Below are 14324 nucleotides of genomic sequence, written 5' to 3' on the forward strand. Positions count from 1 at the left end.
GCCCTTCATTCGTTATGCGGAATATGGTTGCGCAGATCGAACTTCTTGGAAAGAAAAAACCACAAAGAGTTCACGGATTTCGATGCTGCAGTGCGAGCAACAAAAAGGCCGCCGGGGTCACCGGCGGCCTTTCGTGACGTCGAGAAACTTAGAGTTTCAGGACCCTTCGGCCGACATGACGTCGCCGAACAGATCCCAGGTCTCGCCCTTGAAGCGCGCGAGCTGCACCGACTGGATCGGATAGTAGTCTGTCGGGCTGGTGTTGATCGTGATGCCCGGCAGCAGCATCGGCAGCTTGTACTTTTGGTAGTTGGCGGCCTGCTTCATGACGTTCTCGCGCGTGAGCGTGTCGCCGCACTTCTTGAGCGTCTCGAGCATCAGGTTGGAGACGGCATAGCCGAACACGTGGTTGGCGTCGGCCTTGTTGGCGCCGGGCATCCACTTGTCCATCCAGGCGCTCCAGGCCTTGAAAGCGTCGTTGCTTTCCCACTGCTTGTCCGTGGGGTCCATAAGGTACTGCGCCGTGATGATGCCCTGGCTGTTCTCGAGGCCGGCCGGCTTCATGACCGAGCCCACCGAGGCGGACACGTTGTTGAGGTACTGCGCCGGCTTCCAGCCGATGTCTGCCGCCTTGCGGATCGCCTGGGCGGCCGCCTTGGGGGTGGCGATGTTGAAGAAGACGTTGGCGCCGGAATCCTTCAGCTGGATGATCTGGCTGTCGACCGTCGGATCCGTGACCTCGAAGGTCACGTGCTTGACGATCTTGCTCGTCTCCTTGCCCAACCCCTCGCGGAAGCCCTCGTAGTAGTCCTTGCCGTAGTCGTCGTTCTGCATCAGCACGCCGATCTTGGCGTCCTTGACGTTGGCCAGGATGTGCTTGGCGTAGACCATGCCCTCGGTGTGGTAGTCGGGCTGGAAGCCCATCGTCCACGGGAACTCCTTGGGCTTGCCCCACTTCGACGCGCCGGTGGCGACGTAGAGCTGCGGCACCTTCTTCTGGTTCATGTAGCGATGGATCGCGGTGTTGGTGGGCGTGCCCAGCGTATTGAACAGGCAGAGCACCTTCTCCTGCTCCACCAGCTGGCGCACCAGCTCGACCATCTTCGGCGGCGAGTAGCCGTCGTCGCGCGTGATGAAGTTGATCTTGCGGCCGTTGACGCCGCCCGCGTCGTTCACAGACTTGAAGAAGGCTTCGATCGTCTTGCCGATCTGGCCGTAGGACGATGCCGGGCCGCTGTAGGGGCCGGTGTGGCCGATCTTGATCTCGGAGTCGGTGGCTCCATCGTCGTACTTCTTCTGGGCGAACGCCGAGTTCGCACCTAACACTGCGAACGCCGAAGCGCCCGCCACGAAACCGCGCCTGCTGGTAGCCATTTTTATCCTCCCTTGGTGACAATGCCAGCCGGAGCTTCCTCTGCATTCCGGCCGGAAAGAAGGCCGCCTTCTGGCGACTTTCCGACGAAAAGGGTCCCGGTTACGCCCGCGCCCCCCTGAGCTTCCGATAGGCCATGAACAGGCCGCCCGCGATGCCCATCGGCATCAGGTAGATGATGGCGATCAGGAGGACGCCGAAGACGGTGTAGGCTGACAGGTCGAACGGCAGGCCGAGGTCGTTACGGATGAACTGCGTCAGCGACTGGGCGGAATTGTCGACCAGCACGTAGAAGATGCCGCCGAGGACCGACCCGAGCAGCGAGCCCATGCCGCCCACCACCAGACCGATCAGGAACTTGATCGACAGGAAGATGCCAAAACTGTCGGGAGCCACGAAGGCGATGGCCGAGGCCGAAAGCGCGCCGGCGATGCCCGTATAGGCCGCACTGATACCGAACGTGACCGTCTTGTAGAGAGCCGTGTCGATACCCATCGTGTCCGCCGCCATGTACTGGTCGCGGATCGCCATCATGGCGCGCCCGCTGCGGCTGTTCAGCATGTTCGCCGCGCCCCAGAACAGCACGATCATCACGACCAGGCAGAAATAGTAGAGCCACTGGTCTTCGCTGAGTGGCAGGCCGAAGGGCACTTCCGGCTTCATCAGCACGATGCCCTGCACGCCGCCCGTCAGCCCCTCGAGCCATTTGTATTTCAGGATCTGCGGGACCGCGAGCGCCAGCGCGAAGGTCGCAAGCGCGAGGTAGTGCCCTTCGAGCTTGAGCGCCGGAAGGCCGAACAGATAGCCGACGATGAAGCAGACGATGGCGGCCGCCGGGATCGTGGCCCAATAGGGCACGTTCAGCTTGTCCATCAGGATGGCGGCGGTGTAGGCGCCGACAGCATAGAAGGCGCCGTGACCCAGCGAGAACTGGCCGTTGAACCCGGTCAGCAGGTTGAGGCCCAGCACCGCGATCGAGGCGATGATCATGGTGCTGATCAGGAACAGCCGATAGTTGGAAACCACGTCCGGAAAGACCGGCTGCAGCAGCGGCACCAGCACCGCGAGGACGATGGCGCCCAGCACCCACTTTTTCGACGAGGCGGCCATGCTCAGACCCTCTTCACGACGACGCGGCCGAACAGGCCCGCGGGCTTAACCGTCAGCACGAAGATCACGATGATCAGAGCCACCGTGAGCTTCTCGCCGTTGCCGATGATGTAGATCCCGGTCGCTTTCTCGAGCTGGTTGCCGCCATAGGCCACCATGTTCTCGAGGATGCCGACGATGAAGCCGCCGGCCACGGCGCCCGCCGGATTGGAGATGCCGCCGACCAGGGCGCTGGCGAAGGCATAGAGCAGGATGCCGCCCATCATGTTGGGTTCGAGATAGACGATGTGGGCGACCATGATGCCGGCCACCGCGCCCACCGAAGCCGCCAGGCCCCATCCGAGCGCCAGCATCCAGTCGACGCGAACGCCGACCAGCCGCGCCGACTGCGGGTTCTGCGCCGCCGCGCGCATGGCGAGGCCGAGAGGCGTGTAGCGGAAGAACACGAACAGCAGGCCCAGCACGATCAGCGTGATCAGGACCACGCCCAGCTGGTGGGGGCCGATCACGCCGGCGATGCCGAATTCGGCCTTGGGGAAGGGCGACGGGAACTCCTTGATCAGGTAGCTCCAGAAGGCGCCGGCCATCGAGTTGAAGATCGCCAGCAGGCCGATGAACACCACGATGATCGACAGGACCGGAGCGTTGTGCAGCGGTCTCAGGATCAGCCGCTCGATCAGTACGCCCATGGCGAAGGAGATCAGCACGGTGAGGACGAAGGCGACCCAGAAGCTCATCCCCCAGCTCATGAGCTGCCAGGAGATGTAGGTACTGAACATCGCCATCTCGCCCTGGGCGAAATTGATGTGGTCGGTGGACACGTAGATCATGACCAGGGCGAGCGCCACGCAGGCATAGATGGCGCCGTTGGCAAGGCCCGAGGCGATCTGCTGAAGAAACTGTTCCATGGGGCTGCCTCAGTAGCCGAGGTAGGATTTGCGGACGTTCTCGTCGTTCTTCACGACGTCCGAGGGGCCCGACATCACGACCTTGCCGGTTTCCAGCACATAGGCGTGCGTGGCGAGATCGAGCGCCAGGGCGGCGTTCTGCTCGACCAGCAGGATGCTCACCTTCTCCTCCTCGTTGATCCGGCGCAGGATGCGGAAGATTTCCAGCACGATCAGCGGCGCCAGGCCGAACGAGGGTTCGTCGAGCAGCATCAGACGCGGCTTGAGCATTAGCGCCCTGGCGATCGCCAGCATCTGCTGCTCGCCGCCCGACAGCGTGCCGGCCTGCTGCTGGATGCGCTCCTTGAGACGCGGGAAGTAGACGAACACGCGTTCCAGCTCGTCCTTGACTGCCTGCTTGTCCTTGCGGGTATAGGCGGCGATACGGAGATTCTCGTCGACCGTGAGCGTGGTGAAAGTACCGCGTCCTTCCGGAACGTGAGCGATGCGTTGGCGCACGATCTCTTCCGTGGCCATGCCGCGGATGTTCTTGCCGTCGAAGCGGATCGTCCCGTCGGTGCGGACCATGTTGCAGATCGCCCGAAGCGTCGTCGTCTTGCCGGCCCCGTTGGCGCCCAGCAGCGTCGTGATGCCGCCCATCGGGATATCGAAAGCCACGTCGTAGAGCGACTGGGTCTGTCCGTAGAAGGCCTTCAGGCCGCTGACCTCGAGTAGCGCAGCCATCACGCGGTCCCCAGATAGGCGCGGATCACTTCCGGATCGCGCTGAACTTCAGCCGGCGTGCCATCGGCGATCTTCCGGCCGAAGTCGATCGCCACCACCTTGTCCGACACCGACATGACGAGGCTCATGTGATGCTCGACCAGCAGCACCGTGACGTTCTGAAGGTCCCGGACCCGCTTGATCTGCTCCTTCAGCACCTCGATCTCATCATGGTTCAGCCCCGCCGCCGGCTCGTCGAGCAGCAAGAGCTTGGGGCTCGACGCGAGCGCACGCGCCAGCTCGACCCTCTTGCGGATCGGGAACGGCAAGGGCCCGGCCAATGCGTTGGCGAAGGGCACGAGATCCATGAAGGCGACGAGCTCCTCGGCACGTCGCGTGATCGCCTCTTCCTCGACCTTGACCTTCGGCACCCGCAGCGCGTTCTCGAAGAAGCTGGTCGAGCTCACGCTGTGGCAACCGACCTTCACGTTGTCGAGGACCGACATTTTGTCGAACAGGGCCACGTTCTGGAACGTCCGCCCGATGCCGATCTTGGGAATGGCATGCCGCGGCCGGTCGAGGATGGTCCTCCCCTCGAACTGCACGTCGCCGGAATTCGGCGTGTAGAGCCGGCTCAGGCAATTGAAGAGCGTGGTCTTGCCGGCGCCGTTCGGGCCGATCAGACCGGCGATCTGTCCGGCGAAGACGTCAAAGGTTACGCCATCGAGAGCGACGATTCCGCCGAACCGGACGGACACGTCCCGCACGCTCAAAAGCGGCGATCCGCGAGTTGAAGATGGTCCTGTCATGTCAATGCTGGTTTCGCCGGCCGGCGCATTACACGCGCCAACGTGGCGAAATTACCCTTGCCTCCCAAGTACTTGCGACCCTTCTACGGAGTCTGCATCGATGGAACGATGACGTATCCGGCGGTGGGACGCAACTCAAATGGCGACGCGCCATGCTTTCGGCGCGATTGCGCCGCACGTTCGCGCGGCTTTGCAGACATTGACACGCCGTCCATTGCAACCGATACGAAAACTCCCCCTCCAAAAGCGGGCTCACCGCCGATGAATCGCATGTTTCGCCCGACCCTATTTTTGACCGTCGCCTGCATCGCCCTTCCGGCGATGGCCCAGACTCCGCCCACGCAGGCCTGGCCACAGAACAAGCCACCGGCCCAGGCTGCGCCGCCGGCAGCGGCTCCTGCCACGCCCGGCACCCCGCCGGCCGCCGGGGCCCCCGCGGTCTCGACCGCGCCCGTCCCGCTGCCACAGTGGTTTGTCGAGATCGACGTCGACAAGAAGGGCGAGGTCACCCGCGCCGAGTTCCTGAAGTACCGCATGAAGTCCTTCGAGTCGCTCGACCTCAACAAGGACAACAAGCTGTCGCTCGAGGAGTTCACGAAGGTCGTCGAGCCGCCGTCGACGCCGGCCGACGCGCCCGGCTTGCCCTCGCTGGAAGAGCGCCGCAACCGCGCCAAGGCCGAGTTCCAGAACCTCGACACCAACCGCGACGGCTTCCTGGAGCGCGGCGAGGCCGAGGCGGTGGTCCATTCGGAGTTCAACAACTACGACACCGACCGCGACAACAAGATCACCGAGCCCGAGGTTCGCCTGATCATCCAGCGCTCGATGCAGCGCGAGGCAGCCGAACGCCAGCAGGCGGACGCGCGCCGTCGTCAGGGCATGATGACCCTGAACGAGTTCATGGACATGCAGCTGCGGCAGGCCGACGAACTCGACAAGAACAAGGACGGCAAGATCAGCGGACCGGAATACACGGTCCTCGCCGGCCCGGCGGACGGGCCGCAGGCCAAGAACCTGCTGCCCTTCGACATGCGCAAGCAGATTGCGATGCGCAAGTTCGCCGAGATCGACACCAACAAGGACGGCCAGATCGACCGCGTCGAGCTGTCGGCCTATGCGCTGAAACAGTTCGGCGAGATGGACCTGAACAAGGACCGCTTCATCAGCGAGGACGAGTTCAAGAAAGCCCAGGAAGCCGAGGCCGCGAAGGTCCGCGCCATCGTCCAGACGATGATGCCGGCCCAGCCCGCACAGCCCCGCCCCGCCCAGCCCCAGCCGCGCGGTGGCCAGCCGGCCCCGGCGCCGGTCCCCTCGGGCCCGCCCCCGGGCCTCCCTCAGGGCACGCGCTGAGCGTTCTCTAAATCGAAAGCCGCGGGTCCGACAGGCCCGCGGCTTTTTCGTGCCGGCCCGACGGCGCTATTCGACGGTGACGCTCTTGGCGAGGTTGCGCGGCTGGTCGACGTCGGTGCCCTTGGCGACGGCCGTGTAGTAGGCCAGCAGCTGGACCGGGATCGTGTAGAGGATCGGCGCCACGACGGGATCGACCGCCGGCAGCGTGAGCGTGGCGACCGCGTGCGGGCCGAGGCGCGCCACGCCGGCGGCGTCGCTCAGCAGCACCAGCTTGCCGCCGCGCGCCTTGACCTGCTCGAAGTTCGACGCCGTTTTGTCGAAGATCGAATCGGAGGGCGCCACCACCACGACCGGCACCAGCTCGTCGATCAGCGCGATCGGGCCGTGCTTCATCTCGCCGGCGGCATAGCCCTCGGCGTGGATGTAAGAAATCTCCTTGAGCTTCAGAGCGCCTTCGAGGGCGATCGGGAACGAGGTGCCTCGGCCGAGATAGAGAACGTCGCGCGCCTCGGCGAGAATGTCCTCGGAGATCCGCCGGTACTGTTCCTCCAGATTTAGCGCCTCGTTGACCAGCGCTGGCAGCTCGATGAGCGCAAGTCCGATCTTCGCCTCGTCGGCCTCGCTCAGCGTGCCGCGCGCCCGGCCGGCAGCGATCGCGGCACAGAGCAGGACGGTGAGCTGGGTGGTGAAAGCCTTGGTCGAGGCGACACCGATTTCGGGCCCGGCGAGGGTCGGCAATACGCCATGCGAATCGCGGGCGATGGCGCTCTCCGGCACGTTGACCACCGCGAGGATGGTCTGCCCGTGGGCCTTGGCGTAGCGGATCGCCGCCAGCGTATCGACCGTCTCTCCGGACTGGGAGACTGCGATACAGACGCCGTCCTTCGGCATCGGCGGTTCGCGATAGCGCAGCTCGGAGGCGACCTCGACTTCCACCGGCAAGCGTGCCAACTGCTCGAACCAGTACTTGGCGACCATGCAGGCATAGAAAGCCGTACCGCAGGCCGTCATGGTGAGCCGGCTCACCGTGGACCAGTCGACCGGCAACGCCGGCAGGGTCACCGTGCGAGTCGCCGGGTTCAGATAGCTGTGCAGCGTGTCGCCGATCACCGCCGGCTGCTCGTGGATTTCCTTCAACATGAAGTGGCGGTGATTGCCCTTGCCTATCATCGCCCCGGAGATGCCGCTCTGGCGGACCTCGCGAACGACTTCCTGGGTGCCTTGGTAGACCTTCGCGCCGTCCTGGGTGAGCACCACCCAGTCCTCGTCCTCGAGATAGCTCACCCGCTTGGTGAAGGGCGCCAGCGCCAGTGCATCGGTGCCGATGTACATCTCGCCATCGCCGTAACCGACGGCCAGCGAGCTGCCGCGTCGCGCGCCCATCAGCAGATCGTGACGGCCGCTGAACAGCACGGCGAGCGCAAAGGCGCCGCGCAGGCGTGCCATCGCCGTTCCCATCGCCTGCTCTGGCGACATCTGCCGCTCGAGATAGGAGGTGATGAGCTGGGCCACCACCTCGGTGTCCGTGTCACTGTCGAAGCGGCGGCCCTCGGCCTCCATCTCCTCCTTCAGCTCCTGGAAGTTCTCGATGATGCCGTTGTGAACGACCGCGACCCGGTCGGTCGCGATCGGATGGGCATTGCGCTCCGAGGGCTTGCCGTGCGTGGCCCAGCGCGTGTGGCCGATGCCGATCGTGCCCGTCAGTGGCTCGGCGGCCAACCTGGCCTCGAGATTCACCAGCTTGCCCTCGGCCCGGCGGCGGTCGATGTGGCCGTTCACCAGGGTGGCGATGCCCGCCGAATCGTAGCCGCGATATTCCAGCCGCTTCAGCGCGTCGACGAGGAGAGGCGTGACGGGCGCTTTGCCGATGATACCGATGATGCCGCACATGGGATCTGCCTCGACCGAGGGAGGGGGTTATTTCTTGCCGGACCGCTCTGACGCCGCCTTCTTGAGGGCCGCTGCCCGGTTTTTCAGTTTCGCACGAAGCGCAGCCGCGCGCCCCTTCTTCGTGACCTGGCGGGCGCGGCCGAAGGCCAGCGCGTTGGCGGGCACGTCCTCCGTCACCACGCTGCCGGCGGTGACGTTGGCGCCCCTGCCGACCGTGAGTGGCGCCACGAGGGAGCTGTTGGAGCCGATGAACACGTCGGCGCCGATGACCGTGCGGTGCTTGCCGTAGCCGTCGTAGTTCACAGCGATCGTGCCGGCGCCGATGTTGCTGCCCGCCCCGATATCGGAATCGCCCAGATAGGCCAGGTGATTGGCCTTGGCGCCCTTGCCCATGCGCGTGGCTTTGAGTTCGACGAAGTTGCCGATATGGACGCCGTCGGCGACCTCCGAGCCCGGGCGGATGCGCGCGAACGGCCCCACCAGAACGCCCCGGCCGATGCGTACACCCTCGATGTCGCAGAAGGCGTTGATGACGGTATCGGCCCCGACGATCACCCCCGGACCGAACCGCACGTTGGGCCCGATCGTCACGTCGGTGCCGAACTTCGTGTCCGCCGACAGCCAGACCGTGCCGGGGTCCGTCATGGTCACGCCGCCCGCCATCGCGGCGGCGCGCAGCCGCTGCTGCAGCGCCTGCTCGGCCACGGCCAGTTCGGCGCGTGAATTGACGCCCTGGAATTCCGCCTCCTCGCCCGCCACGGCAATCGCCTTGTGGCCGGCTTCGCACGCCAGCCGCACCGCGTCGGTCAGGTAGAATTCGCCCTTGGCATTGTCGTTGCGGATCGCGCCCAGCAGCGAGGCGATCAGCCGGCCGTCGATGCACATGACACCCGAGTTGGAGAAGGCCACCGCTCGCTCGGCCGCGTCGGCGTCCTTGCTCTCGACGATCTTCACCAGTTCGCCGTCCTGCACGATGAGCCGGCCATAGGGCGTCGGGTCGCGGGCGACGAAGCCCAGCACGCCGACCGCCGCGCCGGCCCTGGCGCAGGCCGCAACCAGCTTGCGAAGGCTGGCTGTCGTGACGAGCGGTGCATCGCCGAACACGATCAGCACCGGCCCCTTGTGCCCGCCGAGAGCGTCAAGGGCCGCCTTTGCCGCGTGTCCCGTTCCGAGGGGTTTGCCCTGAACCACCGTCGGATGGGGCTCGAAGGCCTTGGCCACCTCGGCGACGCCCGGCGCGATCACGCCCACGATGCGGCTGGGCTTCAGCGCCTGTGCATTGGCGAGCACATGGACCAGCATGGGGCGGTTGGCCAGGGGATGCAGGACCTTCGGCAGCGCCGATTTCATGCGGGTCCCGGCGCCGGCCGCGAGCACGACCACGGCAATGGGTGATTTCATGCCCGTCGGATGCCACGCGACTGGCGGGCGGGCAAGGCGGATGTGCTAGAGAAAACGGCATGAAGACAGATGCCGAGAAACTCATAGCCGCCCGCTTCGAGACCGTCCTGTACGACCTCGACGGCACCCTGATCGACAGCGCAACGGACATGCAGCTCGCCGTCAGCCACGTGCTGGCCGACCATGGCCTGCCGGCGGTGACGGAAGACGACGTCCGGATTTTCATGGGCCAGGGCAGCAAGGTCACGATCGGCAAGGCCTTCGCCAAATACGGCAGGTCGCTCGACGACGAGGCCCTGACCGCCGCGACGCGCGAGTTCGTGCGTTACTACGAGGCCGATCCGATCAGCCATACCACGGCCTTCGCCGGCGTTTCCGACGTGGTGGCGGGCTTCGCCCGCCTCGGCCTCAAGCAGGGAGTCTGCACCAACAAGTTCGAGAAGCCCTCGCGCATGATCCTTGAACACCTGAAGCTGATGCCGCCGATCAGCGACGTGGCAGGTGCCGACAGCTTCCCGGTTCGCAAGCCCGACCCGCGCCACCTCCTGATGCTGCTGGAGCGCATGGGCAGCGATCCGAAGCGCGCCGTCATGATCGGCGATTCGACCCACGACGCCGAAGCGGCGCGCGGCGCCGGAATCCCGGCCGTGCTGGTGAGCTGGGGCTACACGGCCAGGCCCGCGAGCGAGCTCGGCGCCGATGCCGTGATCGATCGTTTCGACGCCCTTCCCGAGGCACTGGCTCGGCTCGCATCGGCCCGTTGACGATCAAGCCCGCCTGTCCTATACGCGCGCCTTCCGGGCGCTTAGCTCAGCGGGAGAGCACACCCTTCACACGGGTGGGGTCGTAGGTTCAATCCCTACAGCGCCCACCATTTACCCTCCGGAAATCGTTAGATAATTGTTTTTTGCCCCTCATGCCCATCCTGCATGAGAGGGCACGAAATGGCGTGAACAGGCACGGAGGAGCGCGGGGCCGCAGCCAACCGCGAGATTGCTATGGCCCGCCGCGGCCCGAGCAGCCACCAGCTCCGCGTGCGCGAGCTGCCCCGTGTCGCCGGCTCCACCGCACAGAGCCCTTACGCCAAGTCGACGCGGCCAGCGCCGAGTGCCTAAACCGGTCCCCAGCTCGTCGTCGCGGGCGACGAGCCCTCCTGATGGTCGGCTCTTGGCACCATCCGCGGGCGTCCTGCGCGCTCAAGGTCGTCGGCTCCCACCAAGTCACACGAATGCGCACCCGGAGCCGTCTTTTGTAAGGTCCGCGAAATATCTTTTTGGTATCGGTCCTTCACATCCGATGCGTTGAAAATGACAAACGTCAGAATGTTGATCGATCAGCTCCACGCCCGCCTCAATCAGAGCTGCATGACCGAAGCTGAATTCACATCGGCCGTGGCGGACATTCTGGCGGCGACCTCGGAGCATCTCAGCGGGCCTGACAGCCTGTTGCTCTCTCAGCAAGTCCGCGAGCTGCAGCAAGCATGGCAGGCCAGCGACAAGCGCCCTGTCATGTGAGTTTCTGGACGCGCTCTGCTGAAAGGGCCTCGTTCCAGGCGCCTACAGTAGCGTGCCAGTTTTCGATCGCCGCATTGAGGGTCGCCAAGCGATCCTCAGAATTGTCGCCACGGAATCTGGCGAGTTCGTCGACGACACGCTGCCTTGCCGCGCGCGTTTTTTCGCGATGGCACTCTGTCATTTTAACCCCACCGATCAACTCCCACGTAACTATGTTAGCACTCGAAATGCAGTTTTTCAACGCGCTGGCGTAGAATGAACTACCGTGGGCAGAGCCAAATTTAGGGAGGAAACGCCCAAAACGAGCATGTCGGGTCCGGACGGATCCAGACCCCGACCTCGGGTGCGCCTCGGCGAATGTTCAAAGAGCGACGTGAAGCAAAAGACGTTTGGCCGTTTTCAACTAACAATCCCACCGGTGAAAGCGAGGTTGTGACGAACCAAACCAAGCAATCAGGGATTGGGGCTGTTGGGATTGATGTCGCTGGGCTGTAGCCTTGCGCAGAAGTATGTCCGGACAGACGGCGGCACGACGGACGCGGTGACAGGTCGCGATGGCTTCTTTGAATTACATTCCACGCGATCTCTGGGAGCGTGCTTACGATGACTTTTTAACCGTAGCAGTCTCCGACTCCATACCGCACCTCCATCGGGTGTTACGCGAACTATTCGATAATGCTCGCGACGTCGCTGCAACGCTGGCAGAAATCCCCCTTTCCGCCATCGACGACGTCAAGCTCGGGTATGGTGGCGAAGATCTGCACAGTCTGCCCTGCCAGCGCATATGTGCTGTCGCCGCAGAATTCGATCTGGCCCGCCTTGATGAAGTAGTGGCAGCCGGTGGCCGGCGCCCGACTTTCGTCGCGCTGTTGCGCAGGTTGGGGTCGTGGGCTGTCGCCCCTCATGCCTGAACGGCATGAGCGGGCGTGAACCTGCGCGACACAGGGCTTGGCAACCGTTTGCACCGGGGAAGGTTGAATTCCCGACACAGCAAATGGAGTTCAGCATGGAGCGCACCATCGTCGCCCACTTCGAGACACGACGGGATGCCGAGATTGCCGTCGAGCATCTGGTGCAGGAGCACGGCGTCGCGCGGACCGACATCTTCATACGTGCCAAGGGCGAAGCGAATTCGGCCGGCGTCAGGGCCGCCGGCGCCGATGTCGAGAGCGGCCATGGCTCGCCGAAGCGCGGCACGCCGGAACTCGCCGGTGAGATCGAGGTATCGGTCGACTATCATGGAAGCGAGCCCGAGGTCGTTCGCGAGGCTCTGAAAGCCGCCGGTTCACGGTCCATCAAAGCACAGTGAGCGATGGCCGCGTGCCGTGGACCCGCGAGAGGAGCGCACGTAACGTCGACACGTGACAGCCTCTTTCACCTCGCGGCGTGCGCTGATTGCAGCCCTGGTTTCCGTCGCTGCGTTCGGCCGGGGTCGTTCGGCGTGGGCGGAAAGCGATCCGTGGGCGGCCCTGCGCCGGCCCGGATCGTTCGCGCTTGTTCGCCATGCCACGGCGCCCGGCACCAACGACCCGCCAGGCTTTCGTCTCGACGACTGTGCGACGCAGCGCAATCTGTCGGCCGAGGGCCGCGCGCAAGCCGTTCACATCGGCGACTTGTTTCGCGCCAACGCGATGGCCGCGACCGAAATCCATTCCAGCCAGTGGTGCCGCTGCCTCGATACTGCGCGCCTGATGAAACTGGGTGACGTACGCTCGCAACCGCTCCTGAACTCGTTCTTTCAGGACCGGTCGCGCGAAGCCGGCCAGATCGAGGCGCTGCGGCAGTGGATCGGACAACTCGCCTTGGCAAACCCGACGGTGTTCGTGACGCATCAGGTCGTGGTGACGGCCCTCAGCGGGGTCTTTCCAGGGAGTGGCGAGATCGTGGTGATGCAGCGAATGCCCGGCGGCCAGCTCGTGGTTCAGGGGCGACTCCCGACCGCCTGACGGACGGCGGCCCTGCCCGAGGCGGCCGAAGGCTGCTATGAGCCCGGCACTCCGCCTGTCGCGGACACGTGAAAATTCTGCGCATGCGTACGACCAAACCGCCGATCTGGCTGCTGATGAGCGCCACCGTGTCCTCGCAGATGGCGCTCACGATCTTCCTGCCGTCGCTGCCGACCATCGCGAATGAGCTGAGCGTCTCCTACGGCACCGCCCAGCTGACGCTCTCGATCTACCTGTTCGCCTTTGCCTTCGCCCAGCTCGCCGTGGGCCCTCTTTCGGACAATCTGGGCCGCCGGCCGCTGCTGCTGGGCAGCCTCGTCGTGTTCACGATCGGCAGCATCTGCTGCGCACTCAGCCCGACGATCGAGACCCTGATCGCCTCGCGCCTCGTGCAAGCCTGCGGTGCCTGCGGCGGCGTGGTGCTGGGCCGCGCCATCGTGCGCGACAGCCGCACCGGACCCGAGGCCCCTCGGGCGATGGGCTACATGGCCTCTTCCATGGCACTGGCGCCGGCGCTCTCGCCGCTACTGGGCGGCCAGCTGCTCGGCTTCTTCGGCTGGCGCAGCAATTTCTGGTTCACGGCCGCCTGCGGCGTCGCCGTGCTGATCCTGGTCTGGCGCATCGTCGGAGAGACCGCGCCGAAGGCCGCGCCGCGCACCACCGGCGTGGTGCGCGACTATCTCGACGGCTTCCGCGCCGTCCTGCGCGAGCGCCGCTTCATCGGCCTCATGACGGCGACCACCTGCGCCTCGGCCGGCTTCAATGTCTTCTTTTCCGGCGGCCCGATCCTGCTGATCCAGGTCATGGGGGTCGCCGTCGAAACGTTCGGTTGGTTCACGCTCGCCTGGGCCGGCAACTTCGTCGTCGGCAGCCTGGTGTCCAGCCGCCTGCAGGGCCGGGTGAAAAGCATGATCCTGATCCCGGTCGGCCAAATCATTCTCACCCTGGGCGCCGTGGCGATGATGGCGACGGCGGCGCTGGGCTATGTCACGCCGCTGGCCCTGATCGGGCCGCTGATGCTGATGGGCTGGGGCAACGGCCTCAACATGCCCAATGCGATGGCGAGCGCGCTATCCGCCGTGCCCGCCAGCCGGGTCGGCGCGGCTTCCGCCCTGATGGGCTTCGTGCAGATGGTCACCGCCGCAGTGCTGACCTTGCTGGTCGGCTACGTGCCGCACGACACCCAGATGAACATCGGAATCGGCGTCGCCATCACCGGCATCGTCGGGCTGGTCGGCTGGTGGACGCTGGTGCGCCGGTCGCCGACGGCCTGACGGACCCGGCGGCTTCCGCGCCCTGCCGGTCACCGGCTATACCGGGCA

Annotated in this window: 14 protein-coding genes and 1 tRNA gene; 7 read left to right on the forward strand and 8 right to left on the reverse strand. The window is 65.1% G+C overall.

Going from position 1 to position 14324, the window contains the following annotated elements; genetic code table 11:
* Window positions 1-156: 156 nt before the first annotated feature.
* The 5 genes from ACT6UX_RS26170 to ACT6UX_RS26190 all read right to left on the reverse strand — a co-directional run bounded on the left by ACT6UX_RS26170 (window position 157) and on the right by ACT6UX_RS26190 (window position 4901).
* Window positions 157-1374, reverse strand: coding sequence for an ABC transporter substrate-binding protein (locus ACT6UX_RS26170; RefSeq protein WP_444778090.1), 1218 nt, complete (start codon window positions 1372-1374; stop codon window positions 157-159).
* A gap of 100 nt (window positions 1375-1474) precedes the next feature.
* Entirely contained in the window at window positions 1475-2482 is a 1008-nt protein-coding gene (locus tag ACT6UX_RS26175; protein ID WP_444778091.1) for a branched-chain amino acid ABC transporter permease, read from the reverse strand.
* Between the two features lie 2 nt (window positions 2483-2484).
* Window positions 2485-3390 (reverse strand): branched-chain amino acid ABC transporter permease, encoded by a 906-nt coding sequence (locus ACT6UX_RS26180; RefSeq protein WP_444778092.1) that lies wholly within the window; start codon window positions 3388-3390, stop codon window positions 2485-2487.
* 9 nt (window positions 3391-3399) lie between these two features.
* Window positions 3400-4113 (reverse strand): ABC transporter ATP-binding protein, encoded by a 714-nt coding sequence (locus ACT6UX_RS26185; protein WP_444778093.1) that lies wholly within the window; start codon window positions 4111-4113, stop codon window positions 3400-3402.
* On the reverse strand, window positions 4113-4901 hold the full coding sequence (locus ACT6UX_RS26190) for an ABC transporter ATP-binding protein (protein WP_444778094.1): 789 nt from the start codon (window positions 4899-4901) through the stop codon (window positions 4113-4115). The genes ACT6UX_RS26185 and ACT6UX_RS26190 overlap by 1 nt, the downstream gene beginning before the upstream one ends.
* Window positions 4902-5171: 270 nt before the next feature.
* Between ACT6UX_RS26190 and ACT6UX_RS26195 the strand changes: the two genes are divergently transcribed.
* Complete coding sequence (locus ACT6UX_RS26195) at window positions 5172-6251, forward strand: hypothetical protein (RefSeq protein ID WP_444778095.1); 1080 nt, start codon at window positions 5172-5174, stop codon at window positions 6249-6251.
* Window positions 6252-6317: 66 nt separating this feature from the next.
* Here the strand turns inward: ACT6UX_RS26195 and glmS are convergent, their stop codons facing one another.
* Both glmS and glmU read right to left on the reverse strand, forming a co-directional pair.
* Complete coding sequence (gene glmS, locus ACT6UX_RS26200) at window positions 6318-8141, reverse strand: glutamine--fructose-6-phosphate transaminase (isomerizing) (protein ID WP_444778096.1); 1824 nt, start codon at window positions 8139-8141, stop codon at window positions 6318-6320.
* Window positions 8142-8168: 27 nt separating this feature from the next.
* Window positions 8169-9542, reverse strand: coding sequence for a bifunctional UDP-N-acetylglucosamine diphosphorylase/glucosamine-1-phosphate N-acetyltransferase GlmU (gene glmU / locus ACT6UX_RS26205; RefSeq protein ID WP_444778097.1), 1374 nt, complete (start codon window positions 9540-9542; stop codon window positions 8169-8171).
* Between the two features lie 59 nt (window positions 9543-9601).
* On the opposite strand from glmU, the gene ACT6UX_RS26210 reads away from it, so the two are divergent.
* The 3 genes from ACT6UX_RS26210 (at window position 9602) to ACT6UX_RS26220 (ending at window position 11056) form a co-directional block, all read left to right on the forward strand.
* Window positions 9602-10306, forward strand: coding sequence for an HAD-IA family hydrolase (locus tag ACT6UX_RS26210; protein ID WP_444778098.1), 705 nt, complete (start codon window positions 9602-9604; stop codon window positions 10304-10306).
* A gap of 35 nt (window positions 10307-10341) precedes the next feature.
* Window positions 10342-10416: transfer RNA gene (locus tag ACT6UX_RS26215), tRNA-Val, on the forward strand.
* Between the two features lie 448 nt (window positions 10417-10864).
* Entirely contained in the window at window positions 10865-11056 is a 192-nt protein-coding gene (locus ACT6UX_RS26220) for a hypothetical protein (RefSeq protein WP_444778099.1), read from the forward strand.
* Between the two features lie 665 nt (window positions 11057-11721).
* Here ACT6UX_RS26220 and ACT6UX_RS26225 read toward each other — a convergent pair.
* Window positions 11722-11961, reverse strand: a complete 240-nt coding sequence (locus ACT6UX_RS26225) for a hypothetical protein (protein ID WP_444778100.1) — start codon at window positions 11959-11961, stop codon at window positions 11722-11724.
* A 101-nt stretch (window positions 11962-12062) separates the two neighbouring features.
* On the opposite strand from ACT6UX_RS26225, the gene ACT6UX_RS26230 reads away from it, so the two are divergent.
* From ACT6UX_RS26230 to ACT6UX_RS26240, 3 genes are all read left to right on the forward strand, one after another.
* A complete protein-coding gene (locus ACT6UX_RS26230) occupies window positions 12063-12365 on the forward strand; it encodes a hypothetical protein (RefSeq protein WP_444778101.1) in 303 nt (100 codons plus the stop codon).
* A 52-nt stretch (window positions 12366-12417) separates the two neighbouring features.
* Window positions 12418-13002, forward strand: a complete 585-nt coding sequence (locus ACT6UX_RS26235; protein WP_444778102.1) for a histidine phosphatase family protein — start codon at window positions 12418-12420, stop codon at window positions 13000-13002.
* A gap of 83 nt (window positions 13003-13085) precedes the next feature.
* On the forward strand, window positions 13086-14276 hold the full coding sequence (locus ACT6UX_RS26240) for a multidrug effflux MFS transporter (RefSeq protein ID WP_444778103.1): 1191 nt from the start codon (window positions 13086-13088) through the stop codon (window positions 14274-14276).
* Window positions 14277-14324 lie beyond the last annotated feature (48 nt).

Source organism: Reyranella sp. (assembly GCF_052439685.1).
Lineage (GTDB): Bacteria > Pseudomonadota > Alphaproteobacteria > Reyranellales > Reyranellaceae > Reyranella.